The sequence below is a fragment of the bacterium genome, assembly GCA_035295165.1.
Classification (GTDB): Bacteria; Sysuimicrobiota; Sysuimicrobiia; order Sysuimicrobiales; family Segetimicrobiaceae; genus JAJPIA01.
The window spans coordinates 1-24,647 of sequence record DATGJN010000116.1; the positions used below are offsets into that span (position 1 = coordinate 1).

At 68.6% G+C, this 24,647-nt stretch carries 25 protein-coding genes and 1 tRNA gene; 10 read left to right on the plus strand and 16 right to left on the minus strand.

Translation table 11 applies throughout. The features are described from left to right. Positions 1-22: 22 nt before the first annotated feature. Positions 23-574 carry a hypothetical protein gene (locus VKZ50_20690; GenBank protein ID HLJ62146.1) on the minus strand — a complete coding sequence of 184 codons (552 nt, stop codon included), beginning with the start codon at positions 572-574 and terminating at the stop codon, positions 23-25. Positions 575-966: 392 nt separating this feature from the next. Here VKZ50_20690 and VKZ50_20695 point away from each other — a divergent pair, with 392 nt between their 5' ends. The 4 genes from VKZ50_20695 to VKZ50_20710 all read left to right on the plus strand — a co-directional run bounded on the left by VKZ50_20695 (position 967) and on the right by VKZ50_20710 (position 4,012). After that, positions 967-1,662: a response regulator transcription factor gene (locus VKZ50_20695; GenBank protein HLJ62147.1), complete on the plus strand. Its 696-nt coding sequence runs from the start codon at positions 967-969 to the stop codon at positions 1,660-1,662. Then, a complete protein-coding gene (locus VKZ50_20700; GenBank protein ID HLJ62148.1) occupies positions 1,659-2,765 on the plus strand; it encodes an ATP-binding protein in 1,107 nt (368 codons plus the stop codon). Before VKZ50_20695 ends, VKZ50_20700 begins: the two co-directional genes overlap by 4 nt. 104 nt (positions 2,766-2,869) lie before the next feature. Further along, complete coding sequence (locus VKZ50_20705; protein ID HLJ62149.1) at positions 2,870-3,595, plus strand: hypothetical protein; 726 nt, start codon at positions 2,870-2,872, stop codon at positions 3,593-3,595. An 84-nt stretch (positions 3,596-3,679) separates the two neighbouring features. Further along, a complete protein-coding gene (locus VKZ50_20710) occupies positions 3,680-4,012 on the plus strand; it encodes an SHOCT domain-containing protein (GenBank protein HLJ62150.1) in 333 nt (110 codons plus the stop codon). A gap of 153 nt (positions 4,013-4,165) precedes the next feature. Here VKZ50_20710 and VKZ50_20715 read toward each other — a convergent pair whose 3' ends face one another. The 12 genes from VKZ50_20715 to VKZ50_20770 form a co-directional block, all read right to left on the minus strand. Next, positions 4,166-4,591, minus strand: a complete 426-nt coding sequence (locus VKZ50_20715; protein ID HLJ62151.1) for a hypothetical protein — start codon at positions 4,589-4,591, stop codon at positions 4,166-4,168. Between the two features lie 10 nt (positions 4,592-4,601). Beyond that, complete coding sequence (locus VKZ50_20720) at positions 4,602-5,396, minus strand: terminase family protein (protein HLJ62152.1); 795 nt, start codon at positions 5,394-5,396, stop codon at positions 4,602-4,604. Continuing rightward, on the minus strand, positions 5,393-5,953 hold the full coding sequence (locus VKZ50_20725) for a hypothetical protein (GenBank protein HLJ62153.1): 561 nt from the start codon (positions 5,951-5,953) through the stop codon (positions 5,393-5,395). The genes VKZ50_20720 and VKZ50_20725 overlap by 4 nt, the downstream gene beginning before the upstream one ends. A gap of 244 nt (positions 5,954-6,197) precedes the next feature. Then, positions 6,198-6,273 (minus strand) — tRNA-Ala (locus VKZ50_20730). Positions 6,274-6,465: 192 nt separating this feature from the next. Beyond that, the gene (locus tag VKZ50_20735; protein HLJ62154.1) at positions 6,466-7,638 is read right to left on the minus strand and encodes a UxaA family hydrolase; all 1,173 of its coding nucleotides are present in this window, start codon (positions 7,636-7,638) and stop codon (positions 6,466-6,468) included. Positions 7,639-7,644: 6 nt separating this feature from the next. Next, entirely contained in the window at positions 7,645-8,661 is a 1,017-nt protein-coding gene (locus VKZ50_20740; protein ID HLJ62155.1) for a UxaA family hydrolase, read from the minus strand. Next, a complete protein-coding gene (locus VKZ50_20745; GenBank protein ID HLJ62156.1) occupies positions 8,654-8,953 on the minus strand; it encodes a UxaA family hydrolase in 300 nt (99 codons plus the stop codon). Before VKZ50_20745 ends, VKZ50_20740 begins: the two co-directional genes overlap by 8 nt. 77 nt (positions 8,954-9,030) lie before the next feature. Then, on the minus strand, positions 9,031-9,930 hold the full coding sequence (locus VKZ50_20750; protein HLJ62157.1) for a TIGR01777 family oxidoreductase: 900 nt from the start codon (positions 9,928-9,930) through the stop codon (positions 9,031-9,033). A 4-nt stretch (positions 9,931-9,934) separates the two neighbouring features. Further along, positions 9,935-10,870, minus strand: coding sequence for a ribokinase (gene rbsK, locus VKZ50_20755; protein ID HLJ62158.1), 936 nt, complete (start codon positions 10,868-10,870; stop codon positions 9,935-9,937). A gap of 28 nt (positions 10,871-10,898) precedes the next feature. Beyond that, positions 10,899-11,672 (minus strand): sugar phosphate isomerase/epimerase family protein, encoded by a 774-nt coding sequence (locus VKZ50_20760; protein ID HLJ62159.1) that lies wholly within the window; start codon positions 11,670-11,672, stop codon positions 10,899-10,901. A gap of 4 nt (positions 11,673-11,676) precedes the next feature. Next, positions 11,677-12,660 (minus strand): Gfo/Idh/MocA family oxidoreductase, encoded by a 984-nt coding sequence (locus VKZ50_20765; GenBank protein ID HLJ62160.1) that lies wholly within the window; start codon positions 12,658-12,660, stop codon positions 11,677-11,679. After that, entirely contained in the window at positions 12,651-12,773 is a 123-nt protein-coding gene (locus VKZ50_20770) for a hypothetical protein (protein ID HLJ62161.1), read from the minus strand. Before VKZ50_20770 ends, VKZ50_20765 begins: the two co-directional genes overlap by 10 nt. Before the next feature lie 338 nt (positions 12,774-13,111). Between VKZ50_20770 and VKZ50_20775 the strand changes: the two genes are divergently transcribed. From VKZ50_20775 to VKZ50_20800, 6 genes are all read left to right on the plus strand, one after another. After that, positions 13,112-14,137, plus strand: a complete 1,026-nt coding sequence (locus VKZ50_20775) for a LacI family DNA-binding transcriptional regulator (GenBank protein HLJ62162.1) — start codon at positions 13,112-13,114, stop codon at positions 14,135-14,137. Then, a complete protein-coding gene (locus tag VKZ50_20780) occupies positions 14,134-15,411 on the plus strand; it encodes an aminotransferase class I/II-fold pyridoxal phosphate-dependent enzyme (protein ID HLJ62163.1) in 1,278 nt (425 codons plus the stop codon). Before VKZ50_20775 ends, VKZ50_20780 begins: the two co-directional genes overlap by 4 nt. Positions 15,412-15,420: 9 nt before the next feature. Further along, complete coding sequence (locus tag VKZ50_20785) at positions 15,421-16,584, plus strand: Gfo/Idh/MocA family oxidoreductase (protein ID HLJ62164.1); 1,164 nt, start codon at positions 15,421-15,423, stop codon at positions 16,582-16,584. Next, the gene (locus tag VKZ50_20790) at positions 16,581-17,222 is read left to right on the plus strand and encodes an O-methyltransferase (protein ID HLJ62165.1); all 642 of its coding nucleotides are present in this window, start codon (positions 16,581-16,583) and stop codon (positions 17,220-17,222) included. Before VKZ50_20785 ends, VKZ50_20790 begins: the two co-directional genes overlap by 4 nt. 80 nt (positions 17,223-17,302) lie before the next feature. Beyond that, on the plus strand, positions 17,303-19,114 hold the full coding sequence (locus VKZ50_20795; GenBank protein ID HLJ62166.1) for an ABC transporter ATP-binding protein: 1,812 nt from the start codon (positions 17,303-17,305) through the stop codon (positions 19,112-19,114). Further along, positions 19,111-20,949 carry an ABC transporter ATP-binding protein gene (locus tag VKZ50_20800; GenBank protein ID HLJ62167.1) on the plus strand — a complete coding sequence of 613 codons (1,839 nt, stop codon included), beginning with the start codon at positions 19,111-19,113 and terminating at the stop codon, positions 20,947-20,949. The genes VKZ50_20795 and VKZ50_20800 overlap by 4 nt, the downstream gene beginning before the upstream one ends. Before the next feature lie 66 nt (positions 20,950-21,015). Here VKZ50_20800 and VKZ50_20805 read toward each other — a convergent pair whose 3' ends face one another. The 3 genes from VKZ50_20805 to VKZ50_20815 form a co-directional block, all read right to left on the minus strand. Beyond that, positions 21,016-22,629 carry an ABC transporter substrate-binding protein gene (locus VKZ50_20805; GenBank protein HLJ62168.1) on the minus strand — a complete coding sequence of 538 codons (1,614 nt, stop codon included), beginning with the start codon at positions 22,627-22,629 and terminating at the stop codon, positions 21,016-21,018. Positions 22,630-22,707: 78 nt separating this feature from the next. Beyond that, complete coding sequence (gene opp4C, locus VKZ50_20810) at positions 22,708-23,670, minus strand: oligopeptide ABC transporter permease (GenBank protein HLJ62169.1); 963 nt, start codon at positions 23,668-23,670, stop codon at positions 22,708-22,710. Beyond that, positions 23,670-24,617 carry an ABC transporter permease gene (locus VKZ50_20815; protein HLJ62170.1) on the minus strand — a complete coding sequence of 316 codons (948 nt, stop codon included), beginning with the start codon at positions 24,615-24,617 and terminating at the stop codon, positions 23,670-23,672. The genes opp4C and VKZ50_20815 overlap by 1 nt, the downstream gene beginning before the upstream one ends. Between the last annotated feature and the right edge of the window lie 30 nt (positions 24,618-24,647).

Consider the following 24,647-nt stretch of genomic DNA (forward strand, 5'->3'; position numbering starts at 1 on the left):
TGGCGGTCGAACCGCAAGCGAGCTAGGCCCTCCTCGGAACGGCACCAGAGGCACTCCCTTCATCCGCACATGACCGCGCTCTTTCCTCTTCTCTCCTGGAGGGTACACTAGTGAGCGAGCGGATCGCCCGCCGCGTACGGCGCATCACGTAGAACTCCAACGCGTTGCTGGTCGAGAAGAGGAAGAGCAGGATCGCACCTTCCGTCCAGGCCCCGAGGTACGCCGCCCCCAGCGCAGCGAGCAGCATCAGCAGGTTGACGTCGATGCGGCGTTCCCGCAGCGCGCTCCAGGCGGTGAGCGCGCTGCCGGTTCCCCCGGCAAGATACGAGAGCGCGTACAGGACGACCGCCGGCCCTGGGGCGGCGCGCTCGACGACACGCCCCGCGATCAGCAGCAGCGCGCAGAGCACCGGCTGCGCACCGGGCCACAGATGCGCGAGCCAGCCCTCGGCGTCCGTCCCGCGCGCACCGGGCGATGCTGCCGGCCGGCCGTTCGTGCGTTCGGGAGGCCGAACCAGCACGCCTGCGGGCGAATGGTCAAATGATTGACTCGCTACTAACGACGGCCGCGCCATTCCAAAGACCCCGAGGTCGCGGGGCTAGATACTCCGCGCCTACCTGCAGCATACGACGGAGGGGTGCACGGGACATCGGGTCTCAACCGGATTTCAGACCAGCCGGAGGCGATGAGGGCCTCGGGACACGGGAACAACGCCAGCGCCACGAGCACGCCAAGCAAGGAGGCATCGCGCAACGAAACGCGGAGAGACGGATGGTGTGGACGCTACAAGCGGCTTCCCCAGACGGGCGCGGGCTATGGATTGGCCACCCAAGTGTAGATGTAGGTACTAATTAGCCCCATGCGGGAATCGGGTGCGCAACCGATACGCGGCCAAAGATTGGATATGTAAAGTCAATTAAGGGCGTGTGAACGACTAACCGAACGGTGTGTCGAGGTACAGTTGCGATGGTCGCCGGCAAAGTCCTCGTTGTTGACGATGATGAGAAAATCACGACGTTGCTGCGCGCGTACCTGTCAAAGGAAGGGTTCGAAGTGGACGTCGCCGCCAACGGTGAGGACGCTCTCAGGAAAGTGCCTCAGTTCCAACCGGACGTCCTGGTGCTAGACATCATGCTCCCCGGCATTGACGGGATCGAGGTGCTCCGCCGGGTGCGCCAGGAGTCTCCCACCTATGTCGTGCTCTTGACCGCAAAGGCAGACGAGACTGACAAGGTGATCGGACTTACCGTGGGTGCTGACGACTACGTGACCAAGCCGTTCAGTGCGCGCGAACTCACCGCCCGCATCCGCGCGATCTTCCGTCGCATGCGCGGCCAAGACGAAGGGATTTCAAGTCCGCTTACTTTCCGTACGTTGCGCATCAACCCCGCGCGGCGAGAAGTCTGGCGAGGACACTCGTCGGTGTCGCTGACCGCCCTGGAGTTTGACCTCCTGTATGCATTAGCGGCCCATCCCGGGCGCGTACTGACCCGGGAACAACTGCTCGCAAGGGTGTGGGGGGCCGACTTTTTCGGAGACGCGCGCGTCGTCGACGCACACATCAAAGAGTTGCGCCGCAAACTCGGGGATCATGCAGCGCACGCTCGCCTCCTGCAGACCGTGCGCGGCGTAGGCTACCGGTTCGCGGACGAGCCGTCGTGAGACTACTCCGGCGGTCTCTGCGGTGGAAACTGCTCGCGTCGTATCTCCTGACGGTCGCCGTCGGGGCGGTGGTGCTCTGGACGGCGGCGCAGATGCTGGCCCCCGCAGCATTCTCCGAACACGAGGCCGCGATGGCGCGTCTCGTTGGCCCGAACCCCCAGATCATGGCCGGCCTCATCGCCTCATTTACCGGGGCGATGAACGCCGCCCTCGCTACCTCCGCAGTCGCCGCCGTCCTCATCGCGGCTGCGGTTAGCGTCTTCGTGGCTCGCCGAATCGCCGAACCGATCGCGACGATGCGATCGGCGAGCGCCCGAATCGCGGATGGGCAGTACTCGGAGCGTGTCCCGGTCCATTCTGATGACGAGATCGGGCAACTCGCGATCCAGTTCAACCGCATGGCTGAGGCCCTTGAGCATACTGAACGCCGGCGTCAACAACTGATCGGTGATGTCGCACACGAACTGCGCACCCCGCTCGCGGGCATCGCCGGGTATGCTGAGGCGATGGTGGACGGAGTCATCCCTGCGGAGAACGACAACCTGCAGCGCATCTATCGCGAGGCGATGCGTCTCGGACGGCTGGTGGACGATCTGCAAGGACTGTCTCGGGCTGACGCGGGGCAAATCACGTTGCAGAAGCATCCCGTGGAACCGTGGCAACTGGTGGATGCGGCTGTGGTACGGTTGCGCCCGCAGTTTCGGGAAAAGACGGTTGCGCTGATCGTCGACGTGCCGCACGATCTGCCAATGATCCACGCTGATCCGGACCGGATTGGCCAGGTCCTCTCCAACGTGCTCGGCAACGCGCTCCAGTACACCGCCCCTCGCGGTCGCGTCGAGGTGCGGGCTCGACGGAGTGATGAGAGCGTGGAGGTTACGATCCGCGACAGCGGCATTGGGATTGCCCCCGCGGACCTCTCCCGTGTGTTCGATCGATTCTACCGGGTCGATCGATCCCGAGCACGAGCCAACGGTGGGAGCGGCGTCGGGCTCACGATCGCCCGCTATCTCGTCGAAGCCCACGGCGGACGCATTTACGCCAACAGTCTCGGTCTCGGCCGCGGGACGACGTTCGTGATCACCCTGCCGATTCTCGCCTAATCCACCTTCACACAATCTTCATCCGAGCGGCACGGTAGCCTCACGGGGCGGCCGTATGCTGAGAGTGTCGAAGGCCCATGAGGCCGGACGGAGGAGGTAGTAAGATGCGGAGGCGTTGGGTTGTCGCTCTTGCGGTGGTGAGTCTCTTGGCGGTCAGCGCCATGCCCGTGCTGGCCCAGCCTGGACCGGGGTGGGGGCGTCCCGGGTGCCCTGCGGCTGGCGGGCAGGGTGTGCTGGGGTCGGGCCAACCGATTACCATGGCTCAGGCCGTCGACGCGGCGCGGTCCGCCGTCGCGGCGACCGGGATCCAGGGACTCGCTGTTGGAGAGGTGATGGAGTTCAGCAACCACTTCTACGTTGTCGTGAAGGACGGCGCAACGGGTGCGGGCGCGTTTGAGTTGGTCGTCAACCGGTTCACGGGCTTCGTGGCTCCTCAGGGTGGACCGAACGTTCTCTGGAACGTGAAGTACGGCCGTACGCTGTGGAGCGGAGCGCTTGGCTATGGACCAGGCTATGGCAAGGGACGCGGTCGTGCATCTGGCGCGTGGGGTATGTACGGTGGTGCGGCGCCGGTCGGTCCTGGTGCGATCGGGCCGACCACACCAGCGTCCGTGACGTCTGCGCAGGCTACTGCGCTCGCCCAGCAGTTCCTTGCCAGCCGGATGACCAACGCCACGGTGGGCAGCACCAGGGTGTTCCCCGGCTACTATACGATCGACTTCACGCTGAACGGCACGACAGCCGGGTTGCTCAGCGTCAACGCGTACAGTGGGCAGGTGTGGTACCACACGGGGCACGGGCTGTTTATCCGGGAGGCGGTGCTCCGCTAATGTACTGGGCGACCATGCGGGACAGTCGCGAGTTCCCGGGTGTGGTCCGCACGGCCGCCCCGCCGTCGTAGGAGAGGGGCTGCCATGGGTATGGGACTGTGGATGCTGGTGTGGACGACGATCGTACTGATTGTGATCGCGTTCGCGTTCGGCGCCACGACCTGGCTGTTTCCCAGTAGTCCTAGATCCTCCAGTCCGAATGCCCACGACATCCTCGACGCGCGCTACGCACAGGGTGAACTGACACCAGACGAGTATCATCGCATGCGTCGCGACCTCGGACGTCCCGTACGGTGGGCCGGTCTGGCGCTCGGAACAGTCGTCGGTCTCCTCATCCTGCTCATGCTCGGGTTGGCGAGCCTGGCGACACGCTGGGGGATGCACGGCCCGCTGCGACCCGGTGGATGGTCTCCCTAGCGCGCCTACATCAGGCTTGCACTGTGAGGGTACCAGGATGAGCATGCGTTCGGGCCGTTGGATTTTGAGACAAACGTTGACGCCGATCTTGTGGGAGGTCTCTCGTCTGCGAGGCTCGGCCGGGTGCTCCGGTACGCTCGCCGTGCGCGCGACCTACAGCGCCCAGGCGACCTCGGCCGGCTCGACCACGAGCGCCCACACGGCCCACACGAGCGCGTCGAGCCGGTCCGGCGACTCGCCCGCGCCCAGCACCCAGGAGCATAGTTGCTGCTCAAGGCCCGCGAACAGGCCTACGTGATGCACGCGGCCCTGCTCGTACAGCGCCGCGATCGGCTCGGCCCGCGCCTGCTTCGACCGCGCGGCCGTGACGATCCGCACCGGGAGGTTCCGGTCCACGGTCTGAAGGACGCGGCGGACGAGTTCGCCGCCCTGGTTGCCCTCGGCGATGACGCGGTCGGCCTGATGGCCCCGATAGGCGGTGACGACCCGGTGGGCCCAGGTATCGGGCGAGGCGCGGAGGCTCGCGTCCTCGAGCACGTAGGCGTGCGGCGGTTGCTGGCGGTCCACGCCCGCGACCACGATGCCGCACTCAGCACTGCCTTCGGACGATGCGGCGACTGAGGGGTCGACGCCCACCACCACACGCGCGAGGTGCGGAGCGTACCGGAGGCGCGTCTGCTCGAGGAGTTCGCGCGTCCACAAGGCGCCTGCGGTGTCGAGCAGCAACTCTGCGTAGAGTTCCTGTGGTGCCCGCGTATCGGGTGACGATGTCCGCCGCGAACGCGGGCGAGAGGTTCGGGAGGTTCTCGAACGTCGTCATGCGCCCAAGCGCCACATCGGTCCCGTCCCGGCTCACGAGATCGCGGATGAGCGGAATCGGCCGCGGGGTCGTGCTGACCACGCACCGCGCCGCACCGAGCCGCAGCCCAAGCATGAGGTTCGCCCACACCTCATCGGGCTTCTCCCATGCCGCGAGCTCGTCGGCCCACGCGAGATCGTGCTGCGGCCCGCGGAGCAGGTCCGGTTCGTCGGCGCTGAACGCCGTCGCCATCGCTCCGTTCGGCCACGTGAGGCGGCGCTTGCTGGGCTCGTAGGACGGCCGGAACCACCCGGGCGCGATCGCGAGCAAACCTGAGGGCCCCTCGACCATCACGTCGCGCACGTCGGCGGCGGTGCGGCCCACGACAGCGACGTGCCGCGCGCCGCCGGAGGCGACCTCGGCGGCCACATACTCGCTCGCGCTTCTCGTCTTGCCGCTGCCCCGACCGCCGAGCAGCAGCCAGATCCGCCAGTCGATCGCAGGCGGAAGCTGCGCGGGGCGCGCGATTGTGACCCACGATGGCGTGTGAAGCGCCGCGGCGAGCGCTTGAGCGAGTTCGTTCATGGTTCGGGGGCGGCGCTCGCCGTGATGTTGGCCGCTACGGCCTCTCCGTGCGCCGCCAGCGTACGCGACGGACCCGGGCCGGTGTCTTCTCCCTCGATCGCCGCGAGCACGGCCTCTCTCGCGTCAGGAAACGGCGCGAGTGCGACAACGATCCGCGGCAGAAGCCGTTGCCACTCCGGCGACGCGACCAGCGAGACGGCGACCTGCACCTGCGTTCCGTGCCGCAGTCGACCCTCGAGTTCGAGCAGGAGGCGCAAGGTCTCGCGCAGTTCGCGGGCGAGCGAGGCGACGTCCTTGGCCGTCTGGCTCGCCTCCAAAGCCCGCTCCAGCCGTTCCCGCAGCGCCGTGATGCTCGCCAGGAGGCTGTCGGCGCGGGAGGTTTCTCGGGCCTCGCGGGCCTTGGCAAGCGTTGCGGGCACGTGGGCCTTGTGGCGCGCCAGGGCGTCCTTGGAAACGCGACACCGTCGCGCTATGTCGCGGAACGCCTGCCCGGCGAGTAGGGCCTCGTCGATGCTCGGACGCTGGGGGTGCCGGCAGACGGTGCAGGTCCGGGGCATTGTGCGTGCCCTCCCCTATTCCCATCCCCGTCCAGGGGACCGGGGAACAGGTGGCCTCGGCAGTCGCAGCGCATCCCGGTGATCCCGGTCTCTGGGTCGACGACGATGATCGTCGTGACCAATGTCTCGCCGGGCGGGCGCCGCGACCGTGGCCGGCGTGCCCGACGGACAGTGATTGGCTGTAGTTTGGCTGTAGCACGGAGGTGCGGCTAAGCAACTATCGAGCGGAAAGCCTTTATTTACTTGGTGGAGACGAGCGGATTTGAACCGCCGACCTCCTGAGTGCGATTCAGGCGCTCTCCCAGCTGAGCTACGTCCCCACTCTTGCACACCCTGTCGTGTCGCGCCCCGCCGCACCCAGAGCGCCGCTCCGCCTTGTGACGAGCCCGGCTTCGATTATATCCGACCTATGGACACTCTCGCAACCCCCAGTGTGAACGACAACGATGGTGGCGCCACGCTGACGCGACCGGCGCGCGCCGCGGAGGCACTCGGTACCCCCATGCGCAGGTCTACCTTGCGGCCGGGCCGAGCGCCGCGAACGGATAGCGGCTCACAGAGAACTCACGATGGCCGAGCTGCTCGGCCTTTGTCAGTTCCCCCCAGGCGACCGCGAGAATCTTGTCAAAGATGCGCTGCCCCATGCTGCGCAGCGTTTCCCGACCGTCCAGGATCAGCCCGGCGTCGACGTCGATGTTGTCCCGCATGCGCGCGGCGGTATGCGAATTGGTCGCGATCTTGATCACGGGGATGATCGGGGACCCGGTCGGCGTTCCGCGGCCGGTCGTGAACGCGGCGATCTGACAACCCGCGGCGGTCATGCCGACCATCTGCTCGACGTCGTTTCCCGGAGTATCCATGATCACGAGCCCGCGCGCGCCTGGACGTACCGCGTATTCGATCACCTCGTGAATCGGTCGGGTGCCCCCCTTCTTGGCGGCCCCGAGCGACTTCTCCTCAATGGTGGTCAGCCCGCCCTCGATGTTCCCGGGCGCAGGGTTGGCGCCGCGGATGTCTTCCCCGTGGGCGCGAACGACCGCCTCGTAGCGGTGGATGATCCGGTAGATCGCATCGGCGACCGCGGGGTTCACCGCCCGCCGCGCCAGCAAGTGCTCGGCGCCGATCAGTTCGGTCGTCTCCGCGAGAATCACTGTACCGCCGGCGTCCACGAGCAGGTCGCTGGCGTCTCCGAGCGCGGGGTTCGCGGTAATACCGGACAGCGCGTCCGACCCCCCGCATTCCGTCCCCAGCATGAGCGCGCCGACTGGCGCGCGCTCCCGCGCGGCCGCCGCGGCCTTCGCAAGGAGCGGCACGAGGCGGGCGCGTCCGGACCTGATAGCACCGCGCAGGCCGCCCGACTCCGCGACCACAACGAGATCTGCGCGCTGCCCCTCCGCGCGGACCGCGTCCAGCGCGGAGGCGTGCCGCGCGGTATCGGCGACGAGCAACACCGCCGCGACGTTTGGGTTCGTGGCGAAGCCCACGAACGTGCGCGAGACACGCGCGACATTCTGAGCAAGATCGTCGGGCTCGGGTTCGTAGTCGTGCTCCACCCAGGTCGCACCCGTGCCGTGGGCAATCGCCCGCGCCACTCCGGACGCCGCGGCGACAAGCGGCATCACGAGCACGTGGTTACGGGTCCCCCATCGACCGTTCCCGCGGCGAAAGAGCGGGATCGCATCCATCGGCGTTCACATCGTGGGGGCGATTCGGTGAATTGCCATCTCGAACGTCCCGAGCGCTTCCACGACCGTCTCTTCACGGCAGCCATCCTCCAGCGCGCGCACGATCGCCGGCGCCGCGCCGGCGTCCGGCTCGACATCGAGCATGACCTCGACGTCCTCGGCAAACGCGCGCGCGGCGGGGACGACGCCCACGTGCACGACGGGCGCCACCGGGCAACCCGCGGGCAGGCCCTCGATCAACGCGGAGAGGACAACGTGTGCACCGACCGCCGCGAGCCCGGTCTTTTGCGCGATCCTCGTTTCGGGGGCCGGCATGAGAAATAGGCGCGACGCGGGGACAGCAGCCGCGACATCCGCCGATCCGGCGACCGCGTGAGCATACGGGATTGCACGGGACGCTAGCGGCGCCAGCAATGGTGGAACGATCGCCGTCGCGGGAGACCCTGCGCGAGATTGCGGGACCGCCTGCACGACGGTGGCGCCCGCCGTCAACAACCGCCTGATCACCTCCACGAACACGGCCGCCTGGACCTGCGGAAGGGACAACCACGCGGCCTCGATGCCGACACAAAGGTCACCCCAGGCGACCGGTCCTTCGGGGTCGACCGCCGCCGTGTCGCGCAGACGAGCGAGCGCCTCGCGGCCGGCGCGGATGGCCGCGAGGGTCCCACCGGCCTGCTGGATGCCGACGAACGCGGCGCGCTGCCCGCGGGCCTCGATCGCTCGGTACAGCGATGTGCCCTGGACCGTCTCGCAGCCAAGCCCAACCACAAGCGTGCCCGCGACGTTGGGATGGGTGCCGAGCCCGGTCAGAATCTGCTCGGTTAGACGCGCGTCGCCGCCGAGTTGAGAGCACCCGTGCTGATGTTCGATCGCGATCGCGCCGGGGATCCCCTCGGCGATGATCTTCGCCGCCTGCGCGGAGCAGAGCACGGAGGGGATGACGAGTAGGTGGTGGCGGATCCCACAGGCCCCGCCCGGCCGGCGTCGCGCTCGCAGTAGGTCCGGTGGGGTCTCATGCATGGCCGGCCCCCGCACGGTCGCTGCGGACGTTGTGCACGTGGACGTGCTGCCCGGGACGAATCGCGGCGAGCGCGTACCCGATCACCTCGCCATATTTCACTATGGGATCGCCGACGTCCATCGGCGCGATCGCAATCTTGTGCCCGAACGGGATCAATGCGTCGACGCTGACGCGTACGGGCCCGTCGCCGCGGACCGCTTCGACCATCCTGCCCGGTTGGAGCGGTGTCACCGCCACGGCGACGGTGTCGCGGGGGTCGAGAACAAGCACGGCGGGACGGGCGGCGGCCATGCCTGTATCTTACCGCCCGCGCCGTATCGACGCCAGCGCATCACCGCTCAGGGAGCGGCGCCCGCATCACCGAGGGGTCAGTTGAGAAGCGCCGCGAGCGCGCCCTCGAGGCCGGGCAGCCGGAACGTGTATCCGGTTGCCAGCAGCCGCGCCGGCGCGGCGCGGGTGCTGGCCAGCAGCGTTTCATCGGCGAGTTCGCCGAACACCAGGCGCAATATCGGCGCCGGCACCGGCAGCACCGCGGGGCGCCGCACGGCGCGAGCCAGGTCGCGGGTGAACTCGCGATTGGTGACGGGGCGCGGCGAGACGAGGTTCACCGGCCCGGCGAGCTCGTCCCGCGCGAGGATGTGCCTGATCGCCCCGACCGCGTCGGCGAGCGTGATCCAGCTCATATATTGTCGCCCGCTCCCGATCGCGCCGCCGAGACCGAACCGGAACAGCGGGAGTAGCCGTGGCAGCGCACCGCCATCCCGGGACAGCACCGTCCCCGTTCGCAGGTGTGCGACCCGAATTCCCCTGGCGCGCGCGGGTTCCGCCGCCGTCTCCCACTCGCGGCACAGATCTGCCAGAAACCCCGTCCCGGGACGGCTCTCCTCTCGCAGGATCTCGTCGCCGCGGTCTCCATAGTACCCGACGGCCGACGCGCACACCATCGTTGCAGGCGGACTGGCGACGCCCGCGAGCGCGCGGGCCAGGAGCATCGTACCGTCGACGCGGCTGCGCCAGATCCTCGCCTTGCGCTCCGCCGTCCACCGCGCCTGGGCGATGCTCTCGCCGGCAAGATGCACGACCGCGTCGACGCCCTTCAACCGGGTGGCGTCGATCCGCCCCGCGCCCGGCTCCCAGGCGACCTCATCCGCCGCCAGGGTCCCGCTCGCCCGCGTGAGCCGGACCACGTGATCGCCCGCGGCGAGGAGATCGCGGACCAGCGCGGATCCGATCAACCCGCGCGCTCCCGACACGAGCACGGTCATCATCCCGTCACGTCATCCCGCGGGCGACAAGAAACGCGTCCGCCGCGGCGCGGTCCGGGAACGCGCCCTGAGCGCCGAGCGCGGTCACGGACAGCGCGGCGACCGCGCTCGCCCGCCGCGCGGCCTCGCGCGCCGTGTGCCCTTCCGCGAGAAACACGGCGAGGCTGCCGATGAACGCGTCACCCGCGCCCGTCGCATCCACGGCCTCGACCGGGATCGCGGGAACATGGTGCGGGCCGTCCGCATCGACGAGCAGGCTCCCGCGTCGTCCAAGCGTGATGATCACCGTGCGCGCGCCGCGCGCGCGCAGCGCGCCGGCGGCCGCCGCTGCCGCGTCGACACCGGCGACGGAACGCCCGGTCAGTAACTCCGCCTCTGCCTCATTCGGAACGCAGAGATCGGTCAGCGCGAGAAGATCGTCCGAAAGAGGGGCGGCCGGAGCCGGGTTCAGGATCGTCCGTACGCCTGCGGTCCGCGCCGCGCGGAACGCTTCGAGCGTCGCCGCGATCGGCACCTCGAGCTGGCCGATCACGACGTCCGCCGCCTGGAGCGCCGCCACGGCGCGGCGCACGTCGTCGGGTGAGAGACCGTGGTTCGCGCCGGGCACGATCACGATCTCGTTCTCCGCGGCGTCGTCCACTAGGATCGGCGCCACGCCCGACGAGCGCTCCTCGTCCACGTGCACATGCGTCGTGTCGATCCCGTGCTGCGTGAAGTTGCGCACCAAGCCGTCCCCGAACGCGTCCCGGCCCACACGTGTGACCATCGTGACGCGGGCGCCGAGCTTGGCGGCCATCACAGCCTGATTGGCGCCTTTGCCCCCGTACCCGATGTGGAACGAGCGGCCCTCGAGCGTCTCACCGGGTCGCGGAAACCTCGGCACGCGCGCGATCAGGTCGACGTTCGACGACCCAACCACGCAGATCTGAGGGCGGCGAGCCACCGGGGGAGCCTCTGGAGCCAGCCGCGTCCTACGCGCCGAGTGCGCTGCGTAGACGTGCCACGGCACGGGGCACGGCCGTGTGGCCGGCCTCCTCGCCCTCATACTCGACCGAGACGCATCCCGCATATCCCGCCTCGGCGAGGATACGCAATGCGCCGTCGTTGTCCACACGCTCGTCGCGGCCGTCCGGGGCGATACGCGTACACTTGGCATGCACGTGCCAGGCGCGCGATGCCGTTCGGACGATCGACGGCATCCCGTCGAGGTAGTTCCCGGTATCGAGCAGCAGCCCGAGGACCGGGCTGCCGACACCAGCAAGAATCGCCTCCACGTCCGCCGCGGTCTGCACGAAGCCGCCGTGGTTGTGATTCTCCATGACCAGCCGGACGCCGGTCTGTTCCGCCCTGGCGCACACCGCCCGCAGGGACGCCAGCATGGTGGGCCAACGCGCCGCGCGATCTCCCTCCGGCCAGCCGGCGAAGGTGCGCAGGAAGCGGGAGCCGAGACGCCGGGACGCGGCCATCCACTCGACGGTGCGGGACTCCTCCCGGGTGCGCCGGTTCGCATCTTCAACCCCGAAGTTGTTCATCAGGGCGATGTCGACGATCTCGAGCCCGTAGCGCGCGGCAGCCGCGCGCAGATCGTCGAGGCGCGCCGGCGTCGGCTCCCCAATATGTTTGTCCTCCAGCTCGACTGCGGAGAGCCCGAGATCCTCGGCCGCGAGCCGAAACCAGTCGGTCAAGGTCAGGTGGCCGGCCGCGAGCGCGTCATCGTAGGACTGGGAACTGCACGCTAGGTACATCGTCTCACCTCTCGACGACGGAGACGGGTCCTCCGCCTCCGCGTAGGCTCTCGTACGCCGCGGTCAGGATGGCCAGACTGTGAAACGCGTCGTCCACGCCGACCGGGGGCGCGCCTTCCCCCGCACACGCGTCGATGAACGCACGGTCCTCATCGACGTATCCCCAGCGCGTGAGATCGTCCGCCGCGGGCAGTTGCTGCCACTCGGCTTCCGGCGTCTCGCGGGTCGTCAGCCGCACGCGATCGAGATCTTCGGACGTGAGCAGCGCATGGTCGCCGTAGAGCTCGACTCGCTCCTGCGGTGCCGCCCACGACGCGTGGCCGCACGTCGTCAGCGCGACCGGCCGGTCGCCCCGGCACCGCAGCAGCATCGCGATGTCGTCGTAGTCGGGGTAACAGCTCCGGCGTCCGAGCGCGGACACCGTCTCGACCGGCCCGATCAGCCACGCGATCATGTCCATCAGGTGCACCGCGGTATCGTACATGAACCCACCGCAAACCGCCACGTTGGTGTACCAGCTTGGGGTCAGCATGTCTCCGTCGTTCATCTTCACGTTTGCGGAGTACGGCTCGAACCCCGCGTCGATCTGCCTGCGAAGGAACCGGTACGCCGGGGCCCAGCGTCGGTTGAATCCCATCTGGTAGACGGCACGCCCGTGGCGGACCTGCTCGACGATGGCCCGTCCCTCATCCAAGGTGATCGCCATCGGCTTCTCGGAGAAGACGTGCAGGCCTCGGGCGAGCGCGTCGAGGACGACCGGACCATGGTACACGTTCGGAAGCGTCACGAAGACGGCCTCTACGCCCAGCGCGGCGAGCTGTGCAAGATCGCGGCAGGGAGCGGCGCCGATTTTCGCCGCGGCGTCGCGGGCGGTTGCCTCGGCGACGTCAGCGACGCCGACGATCTGCACCCGGGCGTCGCGCGACAAGGCATCGAGGTGGCGCCGCCCCATCAACCCGGCCCCGATCAGCCCCACCTTCACGCCCATGGCTCGAGCACGACCGTCAAGGAGTTCGGTGCAATGGACATGCGAACGGCCGTCTCGACATCGAACAGCGAGAAGCGGTGAAACACCAGTGTCCCGATCGGATCGTGCCGCATGTATCGCACCATCTGCCGTATGCCGGGGCCGTAGCTTCCCTTCTCCTCGCCGCCGCCGATCAGCCGAACACTCTTGGAGCAAAGATGCCGGCGGAGGTTATTACGGAAACCGCGCCCGAATCTCAGAAGTTCAAGGCGTCGACCAACAATCCCCCCGGCCGGAGCATCTCGAGCGCCTCCGGACGCGGCCAGGGGCACCCCAGGTCCAATAACGGATTCCTGCATTACCTTGCGATTCTGAGGCGTTGCCAAACCGATTTGACAACTGTCACTGGGTCTGAAACAATCTAATCGAGGTCGACGGAGAATGTTTGCGTCGATGTCGGGAGAAGAAGGCCATGGCGGGACCTCGAGCGACGCTCGCGCAGGTAGCCGGGCTTGCCCATGTGTCGATCCCGACGGCTTCCCAGGCGCTGAGCGGACGTGCCCGCATCAGCTCTGAAACTAGGGCGAGAGTCCGTGCTGCGGCCAATCAGCTTTGCTACACTCCGCACGCGGCCGCGCGGCGGTTGTCGCTCGGGCGGTCCGAGTGCGTCGCGATCGTTCCCGGGCAGAACGTCAAGGGCATGTTCTCGGATCTGTTCTACCGCGTCGTACTGACCGGGGTCGCCGGGATCTGCGACGAGGCAGGTTACCGTATGCTCGTTGCACCGGCGACGCGCGGCGACACGCAGCCGCCGCAGTTCGTCAACCTTGCCCTGGGACGTGAAGTCGACGGCGTCCTGGCGATCGGCGCCGCGGATCCGCGGTGGGTTCGAGAAACGCTCGACTTGCAGATCCCCATCGTGCTCGTGGACAACTACATCCCCGACCTGCCGGCTCCCGCGGTCGTCAACGACGACGAAGCCGGCGCGTACCTAGCCGTTCAACACCTCACCGCTCTGGGCCACGTGAGCATCGCGCTCGTCGGCGCGGACGTGTCGTATCCGTTCGGGCGAAACGTCAGGCAGGGGTACCTGAGAGGACTGCGGGACGCCGGACTCAACCGGAACCCGGCGATCGAGATCGCCGTGCCGATCGACACGGACCGCGCGCGGCAGGCGGCGACCTCGCTGTTCGCGATGTCACATCGTCCGACGGCGGTCGTCGCGGCAACAGACGCCATCGCCCTCGGCGTGGTCCGCGCGGCGCGTGATCGAGCGCTGGACGTCCCCCGCGACGTGTCGATCGTCGGGATGGACGACATCGATCTGGCCGTGCTGATCAATCCTCCGCTGACCACGGTCCGCGTGCAGAAAGAGGAAATGGGGCGCGTGGCCGCGGAGATGCTGCTACGGTGGATTCACGGGCAACTTCCCGATCGAGGCCCTATCGTGCTTCCGAACTCGCTCATCGCGCGCGGGACGACAGGAGGGAAACCATGAGGCGGCACGCTGGAGAATCTCTTGCCATCGAGGGCGGTACGCCGATCCGCACCACCCCGCTCCTCCCGGGCTACCCGGGCGGTCTCCTGATCGGCGACGAGGAGAAAGCGGCCGTGATGGAGGTGCTGGACAGCCAGAGCCTGTTCCGCCACTACGGACCCCGGCCGCTCGGACGCGTCACGCAGTTCGAGCATGCATTCGCCAAGGCGATGGGCACGCGGTACACCGTCGCCGTCACGTCGGGCACCGCGGCCCTGATCACGGGACTCTCCGCGCTCGGTGTGGGACCGGGCGACGAGGTGATCGTCCCGACCTACACCTGGGTGGCCACGATCAACGCGGTCGTTGCCGTCGGCGCCGTGCCAGTGTTCGCGGACATCGACGAGTCGCTGACGATGGACCCGACTGCCGCCGCGGCGGCGGTCACGCCGCGCACGGCGGCGCTCCTGCCCGTGCACATGCGCGGCGCCGGGGCGGACATGGACCCGCTGCTGGACCTCGCGCGGCGACATCACCTCCGCATCCTCGAGGACGCGGCCCAGGCCGTCGGCGGCCGGTATCGGGGGCGTCGCCTCGGCACGCTCGGCGACATCGGCGCGTTCAGCCTCCAGTACCACAAGGTCATCACGACGGGGGAAGGCGGCGTGGTGGCGACCGCCGACCCGACCCTGTACGAACGCGCGTTCCGCTACCACGATCAGGGCTCGATGAGGATCGAGGAGTTGGATGAAACGATCCCGGCCGGCAACCCGCTCATGATCGGCGTCAACTACCGGATGAATGAGATCACCGGGGCGATCGGCCTCGTGCAGCTTCGCCGGATCGAATGGATCATCGAGCAGATGCGCGCGCACAAGGCGATGATCCTCGACGGGTTGACCGGCACGCCTGGGGTGTCGGTGCGGCCCCTGCCAGACGCGGCGGGTGACACCGGGGCGACCTTGATGTTCTTCTTGCCGACCGCGGACGACGCGCGGCGCTTCAGCAAGGCGCTCGGCGCCGAAGGAATCCAAAACGGCGTGGCGTGGGACAGCGGTCAGCACGTGTACTACCACTTCGACCAGATCATCAAGCGCCGAATGTTCGCGAAGCGGCCCTGCGCCTGGGACTGTCCGCACTACCAGGGACAGGCGCGGCTCGAGAAGGGAATGTTTCCGAGGTCGGATGACCTGCTCAAGCGGACGATCCACATCGATCTCCACCCCCTGTTCACCGAGCGTGACAACGCCGACATCGTCCGCGGCATTCGCAAGGTCGCATCCGCGCTCGCCTAGGCGGTCCGCGTGGGGCGCGTTCTCGGGGTGGGCGTCATCGGCTACGCGGGCGTGGCCAAGGCGCATCTCACTGCGCTCCGGCGCCACGGCGAGGTTTTCGCCGACGCGCCCGCCGGGCTTCGGCTCGTGGCGATCGCCGGACGGCGCGATCGCGAGGTAGCCAACGCCGCGGCCCAGTTTGGCGCCGCGCGCTGGACACCGCATTGGGAACAGCTCGTCGAGGATCCCGAGGTGGACCTGGTGGTGAACGCCGCGCCGAATGACCTGCACGCGGCTCCGAGCCTCGCCGCCCTCCGCGCCGGGAAAGCCGTCCTGTGCGAGAAACCGCTCGGGCGCACCGCCTCGGAGGCCGAGACGATGGCGCGGGCGGCCCGCGACGCGGGGCCCCCCGCCGTGTGCGGATTCAACTACCGGTTCGTGCCCGCGGTCCTCCTGGCACGTCGACTGATCGCGGAAGGCGGGGTCGGCCGCGTGTACCACTTCCGTTGTCGATACAGCGACGATTCCCTCGTGGATCCATCGTCGCCGTTCGGGTGGCGGCACGACCAGGCCGCCGCCGGGAGCGGAGTCACGGGCGACCTCGCCTCCCACGCCGTGGATCTCGCGCATTTTCTCGTCGGGCCCGTTGTCGCGGTGACCGCGACGCTGCGCACGTACGTCCCGGAGCGTCCGGCGGACGGTGCGACGGCGCGCGTGACCGTGGAGGACGCGATCGCGGCGACGATCGAGCTCGAGCACGGCGCGATCGGCACGCTCGAAGCCAGTGGGATGTGCCCGGGCCGCAAGAACCTCCTGACGTTCGAGGTGAACGGCGAACGCGGCACGCTCGTGTTCGATCTCGAGCGCCTGAACGAGCTCCGCGTCTACCACGGCGACAGCGCGGCGCGGGGACTCGCCGACGTGCTCGTCACAGAACGCGACCATCCCTACGGCGGCCGCTGGTGGCCGCCGGGGCACACCCTCGGGTGGGAGCACGCATTCACTCATCAACTCGACGCGCTCGCCCGCCTCATCGCCGGCGTCCCGACGGAACCCGTCGCGGCGACATTTGCAGACGGGTGGGCGTGCGCGCGAGTGTGCGACGCGCTCCTCGACGCCGCGACATCGGGACGGCGGGTCGCCGTCCCCGCGGCAGGCTCGGTGCAGACTCCACCGTCTGGGAGGTCGTCATGACCCGCTCGCTCGATGCACGCACGGTGTCCGCCTACCTCGAAGGCATCCTGCCGCCGCGCCACGAGGTGCTCCAGGAGATGGAAGCGCGCGCCGGCGCAAGCCGCTTCCCGATCGTCGGCCCGGCGGTTGGACACCTGCTCTATCTGCTGACCCGCCTCGGGGGCGCCCGCCGGATCTTCGAGATGGGCTCGGGGTTCGGATACTCCACGGCCTGGTTCGCGATGGGCGTGCGGGACAACGGCGGCGGCGAGGTGCACCACGTCGTCTGGGACGAGGCGCTGTCCAATGACGCGCGCGGATACCTCGAACGCCTCGGGCTCGACGGGGTGGTCCGGTTCCACGTCGGCGAGGCGGTGGCGGAACTGCGGCAGGCGGACGGACCGTTCGACATCATCTTCAACGACATCGACAAGGACGGCTATCCGGCGTCGCTCCCGGTGATCAAACCACGCCTGGCGCCGGGGGGCCTCATGATCGTCGACAACATGGTGTGGCACGGCGCGGTGATGGACGCGGCCGCGACGGACGCGGACACGGAGGGCGTCCGCACGCTGACGCGGGCCGTGTTCGCCGATCCGGAGTTCTTCGGCGTGATCGTGCCGCTCAGAGACGGCGTGCTGCTCGCGCGCAGGCGGTAGGCTCGAGCCGACGGGATCCCCATCGCGCGCGCCCGATCCCCGCGCTATAATTAGACCTCGACCCCGTTTCCACGCTGACGATGCGCAGTCAACGCTTCTGGCAGTACGTGCAACGATACCGGCGGGCCTACCTGATTGGGTATGCGGCCTCGGCCGTCGCCGTGGCCATGGCCCAGTTGTCGCCCTGGGTCCTGCGCGCGGCGATCGACGCGATCCAGCGGGGGCAAGCAGGCGGGCGCCTCGCCGAGCTCGCCGGGGCGTTGATGCTGCTCGCGCTCGCGGAGGCGGCGATGACCTACGTCATGCGCACGCAGATCCTGGCCGCGGCGTACCGCGTCGAGTCCGACCTGCGCCACGACTACTTCGCGCACCTCCAGCGGATGTCGCTGCGGTTCTTCCAGCGCACCCCGGTCGGCGACCTGATGGCTCGGGCCGTCAACGACATCCGGGCGGTCCAACGCCTCGCGGGCGTCGGGCTGATGCGGTCGGTGCAGACGACGATCATGCTGGTCGCGTCGGTCGCGTTCATGCTGTCGCTGAGCGTCCGCCTCACGTTGTCGATGCTCCTGGTGCTCCCGCTGATCACGCTCTTGTTCCTCGGGCTCGGCCGGGAGATCCACCGGCGGTTCGACCAGGTGCAGGCGCAGTTCGCGTCGCTGTCGACGCGCGCGCAGGAGAACTTCAGCGGCATCCGCGTGGTCAAGGCGTTTGCGCAGGAGGCCGCGGAAAGCGCCCGCTTCAAGACGGAGGTCGACGCCGTCGTCCGCGTGAACATGCGGTTGGCCAGGGTGCAGGGCGTGTTATGGCCAGCGATCGGCCTGATCGTGGGACTCGCCTCGGTGATTCTGCTGTGGCAGGGCGGCGCGCTCGTCGTCCGCGGGCCGTTGACGCTCGGGCAGTTGGTCCAGTTCTCGTACTATCTCGCGCGGCTGAGCTTTCCCATGGTCGCGCTCGGCTGGATCACGAACCTGTGGCAGCAGGGGCGCGCGTCGATGCTCCGCTTGGACGAGATCTTTCGCATCACCCCGGAGGTCCGCGACCCGGCCGATCCCATCGAGCTGGCGGCCCCGCGCGGCGAGATCGAGTTCCGTCACGTGACCGTCGCGTTTGACGGGGCGCCGGTGCTGCACGACGTGTCCCTGCGCATCCCCGAGGGTCGCACCGTCGCGATCGTCGGCGCCACCGGGTCGGGCAAGAGCACCCTCGTCGGGCTGGTGCCGCGGCTGTACGATCCCGTGCGGGGCGAGGTGCTCGTGGACGGCCATGACGTGCGCACCCTCTCCCTCGCGTCCCTGCGCCGCGCGATCGCCCTCGTGCCGCAGGAGGCGTTTCTGTTCTCCGACACGCTGCACGAGAACATCAGCCTCGGCCGTGACGACGCCGGCGCCTCGAACGAGGAGCGTGCGCCCGGCCTCGTAGCCGCGGCCGGGGCGGTGTCGCAGCTCACCGCGGATGTCGAAGGGTTCCCCCTCAAGTACGCCACGGTCGTGGGCGAGCGCGGCGTGACTCTCTCCGGCGGGCAGCGCCAACGCGCGGCGCTTGCTCGTGCGGTCATCCGGGACCCACGCATCCTGATCCTCGACGACGCGCTGAGCAGCGTGGACACCGACACCGAACGGCGCATTCTCGAACAGCTGCGCGCCGTGATGGCGTCCCGGACATCCCTCATCATCGCCCATCGCGTCTCCACGATCCGCGACGCCGACTGGATCGTCGTGCTCCGCGACGGGCGGATCGCCGAGCAGGGCACCCACGACACGTTGCTCGCCGCGGGCGGCCTCTACGCGACGCTCTACGAACAGCAGCTGCTGCGGGAGGAGCTCGAAGCGGCAGACCCTGAGGCGAACGAGCCCGGGGCGCCGCCCCACGCGGCGGAGATCCCTCGGCCATGAGCGTCATGGCGGACGACGACCAGATTCTCGGCCGCGCCTACGACGCGCGCCTGATCCGGCGGCTGTTGCGCTATGTGCGGCCGTATCGCCGCATCGTCACGTGGTCGATCGCGTTCCTGTTGATCGCGTCTGCGACCGACCTGGCCGGCCCCTGGTTGTACCGGATCGCGATCGACCGGTACATCGCCCCGCACACCTCCGGCACGCCGGCGGCGGGGACCCTCGGGCAGGCAGCGGACGTCCGGGGCCTCGCCGGGATCGCCGCGCTGTACGTCGCGATCCTGTGCGTCGGCTTCGCGGCCCGGTGGCTGCAGAGCAACTTGATGCAATACGTCGGCCAGCGCGTGATGGCCGATCTCCGCGTCCAGATGTTCGAACACCTCCAGGCGCTCTCGGCGGGGTTCTTCACGCGGGAGCCGGTAGGCCGGCTGGTCACACGCGTCACCAACGACGTGGACGCGCTCAACGAGCTGATCACGTCGGGCGTCGTCGCGATCTTCGGAGACATCGCGACGCTGGTGGGCATCACGGTCGTCATGCTGTGGATGAACTGGCGGTTGGCGCTGGCGGCGTTTACGGTGTTGCCGCTGGTCTATGCGGTGACCGATCGGTTCCGCCTCCGGTCGCGGGGCGCCTACCGAGCGGTGCGGACGCGCTTGGCCCGCCTGAACGCGTTCCTGGCCGAGCACCTGATGGGCATGACCGTGACCCAGTTGTTCAACCAGGAGCGCCGCAGCCGGCGGCGCTTCGGCGAGCTCAACACGAGTCTGCTGGACGCCAACCTCGACTCGACCTGGAACTTCTCCCAGTTCTACCCGGCGATCCAGTTGCTCGGTGCGGTGGGCGTCGCGGTCCTCCTCTGGTACGGCGGCGGCCAGGTCGTCCGTCACGTGACTACGCTCGGCGTGCTGGTCGCGACGATCCAGTACGCAGAGCGGTTCTTCGATCCGCTCCGGGACCTCTCGGACAAGTTCAACATCCTGCAGGCGGCGATGGCCTCGTCCGAGCGGATCTTCCGCGTGTTGGACGAGCCGGTCACCGTCCAGGACCCGCCGCGACCGGTGGCGTTGCCCACGGTGCGGGGACGGATCGAATTCCGGGACGTGTGGTTCGCATACGAGAACGACGAGACGTGGGCGCTGCGGGGCATCTCGTTCACGGTCGAACCGGGGCAGGCCGTCGCCCTCGTCGGTCACACCGGTGCCGGCAAAACGTCGATCCTGAACCTGCTGACGCGCTTCTACGATCCGCAGCGCGGTCGCGTGCTGGTCGACGGCGTGGACGTCCGGGACGTCAGCCAGCGGGACCTGCGGCGGCACATCGGGTTGGTGCTGCAAGACGTGTTCTTGTTCGCCGGCACGGTCGAGAGCAACATTCGTCTCGGCAACCCCGACCTCACCACCGAGGACGTCCGCCGCGCCGCCGAGCGCGTCGGCGCCGATCGCTTCATCGAGGCGCTGCCGGGCGGGTACGCCGCTGAACTGCGCGAGCGCGGCGCCGGACTGTCGGTCGGCCAGAAGCAGTTGATCGCGTTCGCGCGGGCGCTTGCCGCAAACCCCGAGATCCTGCTCGTCCTCGACGAGGCGACGAGCAGCGTCGACACCCAGACGGAGGCGCTGATCCGGCACGCGATGGCCACCGTCCTCCGCGGGCGAACGTCGATCACGATCGCGCACCGCCTCTCGACGATCCAGCACGCCGACCGGATCCTGGTGTTGCATCGGGGTCGGATCGCCGAGGAGGGTCGGCACCACGACCTGCTGCGCCGCAACGGGATCTACGCGAAGTTGTACCGCCTCCAATTCGAAGAGCAGGAGCGGGGCGCCGCGGGTTGAGACGCGCGCCGCGGGGGCGCCGATCGATCCGGCGCCCCCGCGGGCCTTCCTCCGGCGCGGTCTCGGCTACCGCACCCCACCGGCACCCCAGCGGAACGAGTAGAAGTTGTACACGCCGTCCGGATCGGCCAGAACGTTCTGCATCCTGGCCGAGATCGCCGTCCGCGCGTTGGGGTAGTACAACACCAGGACCGGGAGCTGGTCCGCGAACATCACCTGGAACTGATCATAGATCTGCTTGCGCTTCGCCGGATCGGACGCCGCCGCGCCCGCGTCCAGCAGCTTGTCCATGTCCGGCATCGACAGGAACGAGAAATTGTACTGTCCGGCGGTGCGGTACTGCGACGAAACGTCCGGGTCGGTCGGCCCCGCCCACCCGATCAACATCAGGTCGTAGTCGCCCCTCTTCGCCGCGGCGATCAACGTCGGAAAGTCGGACTTCTGGATGTCCGTCTTGATCCCCACGGCGGCGAGGTTCTCCTTGATGATATCCGCCGACCGCTCGCGGATCGTGTTGCCCACGGGCACCCGCAGCAACAAGGTCCGGTTCGCATCCCACCCGGCCTCCTGCAGCAGCGCCTTCGCCTTCGCCACGTCGTACGGCCACGGCTTCACGGCCTTGTTAAAGTACGGGTTCGCCGGCGGGATCGGACCGTCCGCGATCATGCCCTCCCCGCGCAACAATTGGGACACCATCAACTGGCGGTTGATCCCCTCCGCCATCGCTTGCCGCACTCGCTTGTCTTGCAGATAGGACTTCTGGAAATTGAACAGCATGTACTGATAGCCGGGCGCCGGGAACGAGGCCGCGTGCACGTTCGGCATCGTCTTCACCGTATCCCAGTCTTCGATCGGCACCTCGCCGATCCCGAACCCCGCGGTCACGTCCAGGTCGCCGCGCTGGAGCTGAGCGACCATCGACGCGGGCGGGATGATCCGGATGAACACACGCCGGACCTTCGGCACGCCCAGGTGGTACGCGTCGTTCGCGGCGAGCTCAATGTACTCGTCGGTTCGGTACTGTGCGAACTTGAACGGCCCGTCCCCAACGGTCGGGTGCTGGAAGAACTGCGACTTCGACAACTGGTCCGGCGGCGTGTCCGCCAGCACGTGCTTCGGCAGAATGTACACGTTGTACCCGAACAGTTCGAGGAACATCTGCGGGTCTACCGGCACGCGGGTTTTGACCTCGACCGTGCGGTCGTTGACGGCCCGGATCCCGATCGCCACCCCCGGCGCGCGTTTGCCGTGGACGTCGAGACCAGCGATCTGCGCGATGTCGGCGCCTCGGTTCGTCTCGGTTTTGGGGTCGCTGATCGTCATCACCGTGTACACGACGTCATCCGCCGTGACCGGCTTACCGTCGTGCCACATCGCCTTGGGATTGAGGGTGAACGTAAACGTCTGCCGGTCGGGCGACACCGTCCACCGCTGCGCCAGGTCCGGGGAGAACACCAGCTTGTTGTTCTCGAGACGCGCGGCGACCAACGTATCGAATATGAACCGGATGCCGAAGAAGCCGTAGGAGCTGTCGGTGTTGATCGGGTTGAAGTTGTTCGGCGGGCTCCACATCCCCGCGACAACGACGAGCGATGAGCTCGGTCCCGCCGCCCGGACGGGCGACAGAGGCACGACCAGGCTCGCGACGATCAGGAGCACAACCGCCCAGCGAACGCGCATCAACGTTTTCCCTCCCCATACCGCGTGCGCGGTGATTCGGGGGCCGCGGCGTCCCCTCCTCCGCTGCGTCACCCGATGTTACAATCGCAGGCTCGGATCCAAGGCGTCGCGCAGGCCGTCGCCGACGAAGTTGATCGCGAGGACCGCGATCAGAATCATGATCCCCGGCGGCACCCACAGCCACGGCATTCGCTCGAGGACCGTCAACGACTGTGCGTCCGTCAACATGTTCCCCCACGACGGCGTCGGCGGCTGCACGCCCAGCCCGAGAAAGGACAGCGACGCCTCGGTCAGGATCGCGTTGGCCGTGCCGAACGTGGCGGCGACGAGCACGGGCGCCATCGCGTTCGGCAGCAAGTGGTGGGCGACGACGCGCGCGTCGGATCCTCCCGTGGCCCGCGCGGCCTGCACGAACTCCAGGCCGCGCAATCCGAGGAACTGGCCGCGGACGAGCCGGCTGACGATGGGCCAGCCGAGGGCGCCGAGCACGATGATGATGTTCGCGAGGCTCGGCCGGCCGAAGATACTGACGGCGAACAGGATGATGATGAGCGGCGGAAACGACAGCACCACATCGGTCAGGCGGCTGAGCACGGTGTCCACGGCCCCGCCGTGATATCCGGCGAGGGCGCCGACCACGGTGCCGAGCACGACATAGATCGCGACCGCGAGCAGGCCCACGGTCAGGGACACGCGGCCGGCGTAGAGCAACCGGCTCAGGACATCGCGGCCCACGCTGTCTGTTCCCAACGGGTGCGTGCCGGACGGCGGCGCCTGAAACTGCGTCGGATCGATCGTCGTCGGGCCGTGCGGCGCGAGCAGCGGCGCAAATACCGCAAGCCCGCCCACCGCCGCGAGCGCGATCAGGCCGACGACCGCCAGCCGGTGCCGCAGGAACCGCCGCCCGGCGATCGCCCAGAAGGACGTGGACCGGGGCGCCCGCACGACCGCGACCGCCGGCGCGGCCGTGGACACCGCCCGTCCCGTCGCCGCGCCGGCGCCGTCGCGCGGTTGCCTCGCCCGCCGGGGCGGCCTGCGCATCAGTCGTACCGGATCCTGGGATCGACGAACGAGTAAGTGACGTCGGCCAGCAGGTTGCCGACGACGACGAGCACCGCCGCGGCGAGCGTGATGCCCATCAGTACCGGGTAGTCGCGCTGGTTGATCGCCTCGATCGTGAGGCGCCCCATCCCGGGCCATTCGAAGATCTGTTCCGTGATGACGGCTCCTGCGAGCAGCGCCGGGAGCTGCAGCCCGGCGAGCGTCACCACCGGGAGCAGGGCGTTGCGGAGCGCGTGGCGGCGGAGCACGACGCCCTCCCCCAATCCCTTCGCGCGCGCGGTACGCACGAACTCCTGCCCGAGCACCTCGAGCATGCTGGACCGGACGTACCGGGTCAGCGCGCCGGCGCCGGCCGCGGCGAGCACGACCGCGGGCAGGATCAGGTGCGTGACCCCGTCCAGGAACCCCCCGCCGCCGAGCGTCATCGTGCCGCCGGTGGGGAGCCATCGCAGGCGCAGGGCGAAGATGTAGATTCCGATCAGCCCGAGGAAGAACGTCGGCAGGCTGATGCCGAGAAACGCGAGCAGCGTCGCGCTGTAGTCGATCCACGTGTACCGGCGCGTCGCCGCCAGCACGCCCGCCGGCACGGCCACGAGGTAGGAGAGCACGAGCGCGCTGAGCGTCAGCGTGAGCGTCGGCTCGAGACGCTCCGCGATCCGACCGGCGACCGGCGCGCCGCTTGAAAACGAGTACCCCAGGTTGCCGTGCGCCATCTCCCCGAGCCACTTGACGTAGCGCACGTAGATGGGCTGGTCCAACCCGAGCGCGTGGCGCTTGATCTGCACGTCGGCCGCGCTCATGCTCGGATCGATCAACGCCTGCACCGGATCGCCGGGCGTCAGCGAGATGATCAGGTAGCTCATCGCGGTGACCCCGAGCAGCACCGGGATCGTGATCAGCAACCGTCGGACGAGATAGCGCGCCATCTGTTGGAGGGACGGCCGGCGGCGCCCGCG

Excerpts from the sequence above, each read along its gene's own strand:
- VKZ50_20710 (HLJ62150.1), top strand. The coding sequence starts at position 3,680 with ATGGGTATGGGACTGTGGATGCTGGTGTGGACGACGATCGTACTGATT.
- VKZ50_20760 (HLJ62159.1), bottom strand. The coding sequence starts at position 11,672 with ATGTACCTAGCGTGCAGTTCCCAGTCCTACGATGACGCGCTCGCGGCC.
- VKZ50_20750 (HLJ62157.1), bottom strand. The coding sequence starts at position 9,930 with ATGATGACCGTGCTCGTGTCGGGAGCGCGCGGGTTGATCGGATCCGCG.
- VKZ50_20695 (HLJ62147.1), top strand. The coding sequence starts at position 967 with ATGGTCGCCGGCAAAGTCCTCGTTGTTGACGATGATGAGAAAATCACG.
- VKZ50_20770 (HLJ62161.1), bottom strand. The coding sequence starts at position 12,773 with ATGCGGCACGATCCGATCGGGACACTGGTGTTTCACCGCTTCTCGCTG.
- VKZ50_20790 (HLJ62165.1), top strand. The coding sequence starts at position 16,581 with ATGACCCGCTCGCTCGATGCACGCACGGTGTCCGCCTACCTCGAAGGC.
- VKZ50_20775 (HLJ62162.1), top strand. The coding sequence starts at position 13,112 with ATGGCGGGACCTCGAGCGACGCTCGCGCAGGTAGCCGGGCTTGCCCAT.
- VKZ50_20795 (HLJ62166.1), top strand. The coding sequence starts at position 17,303 with ATGCGCAGTCAACGCTTCTGGCAGTACGTGCAACGATACCGGCGGGCC.
- VKZ50_20725 (HLJ62153.1), bottom strand. The coding sequence starts at position 5,953 with ATGCCCCGGACCTGCACCGTCTGCCGGCACCCCCAGCGTCCGAGCATC.
- VKZ50_20780 (HLJ62163.1), top strand. The coding sequence starts at position 14,134 with ATGAGGCGGCACGCTGGAGAATCTCTTGCCATCGAGGGCGGTACGCCG.
- VKZ50_20740 (HLJ62155.1), bottom strand. The coding sequence starts at position 8,661 with ATGCATGAGACCCCACCGGACCTACTGCGAGCGCGACGCCGGCCGGGC.
- VKZ50_20745 (HLJ62156.1), bottom strand. The coding sequence starts at position 8,953 with ATGGCCGCCGCCCGTCCCGCCGTGCTTGTTCTCGACCCCCGCGACACC.
- opp4C (HLJ62169.1), bottom strand. The coding sequence starts at position 23,670 with ATGCGCAGGCCGCCCCGGCGGGCGAGGCAACCGCGCGACGGCGCCGGC.
- VKZ50_20735 (HLJ62154.1), bottom strand. The coding sequence starts at position 7,638 with ATGGATGCGATCCCGCTCTTTCGCCGCGGGAACGGTCGATGGGGGACC.
- VKZ50_20815 (HLJ62170.1), bottom strand. The coding sequence starts at position 24,617 with ATGGCGCGCTATCTCGTCCGACGGTTGCTGATCACGATCCCGGTGCTG.
- VKZ50_20800 (HLJ62167.1), top strand. The coding sequence starts at position 19,111 with ATGAGCGTCATGGCGGACGACGACCAGATTCTCGGCCGCGCCTACGAC.
- VKZ50_20765 (HLJ62160.1), bottom strand. The coding sequence starts at position 12,660 with ATGGGCGTGAAGGTGGGGCTGATCGGGGCCGGGTTGATGGGGCGGCGC.
- VKZ50_20705 (HLJ62149.1), top strand. The coding sequence starts at position 2,870 with ATGCGGAGGCGTTGGGTTGTCGCTCTTGCGGTGGTGAGTCTCTTGGCG.
- VKZ50_20690 (HLJ62146.1), bottom strand. The coding sequence starts at position 574 with ATGGCGCGGCCGTCGTTAGTAGCGAGTCAATCATTTGACCATTCGCCC.
- VKZ50_20805 (HLJ62168.1), bottom strand. The coding sequence starts at position 22,629 with ATGCGCGTTCGCTGGGCGGTTGTGCTCCTGATCGTCGCGAGCCTGGTC.
- VKZ50_20720 (HLJ62152.1), bottom strand. The coding sequence starts at position 5,396 with ATGAACGAACTCGCTCAAGCGCTCGCCGCGGCGCTTCACACGCCATCG.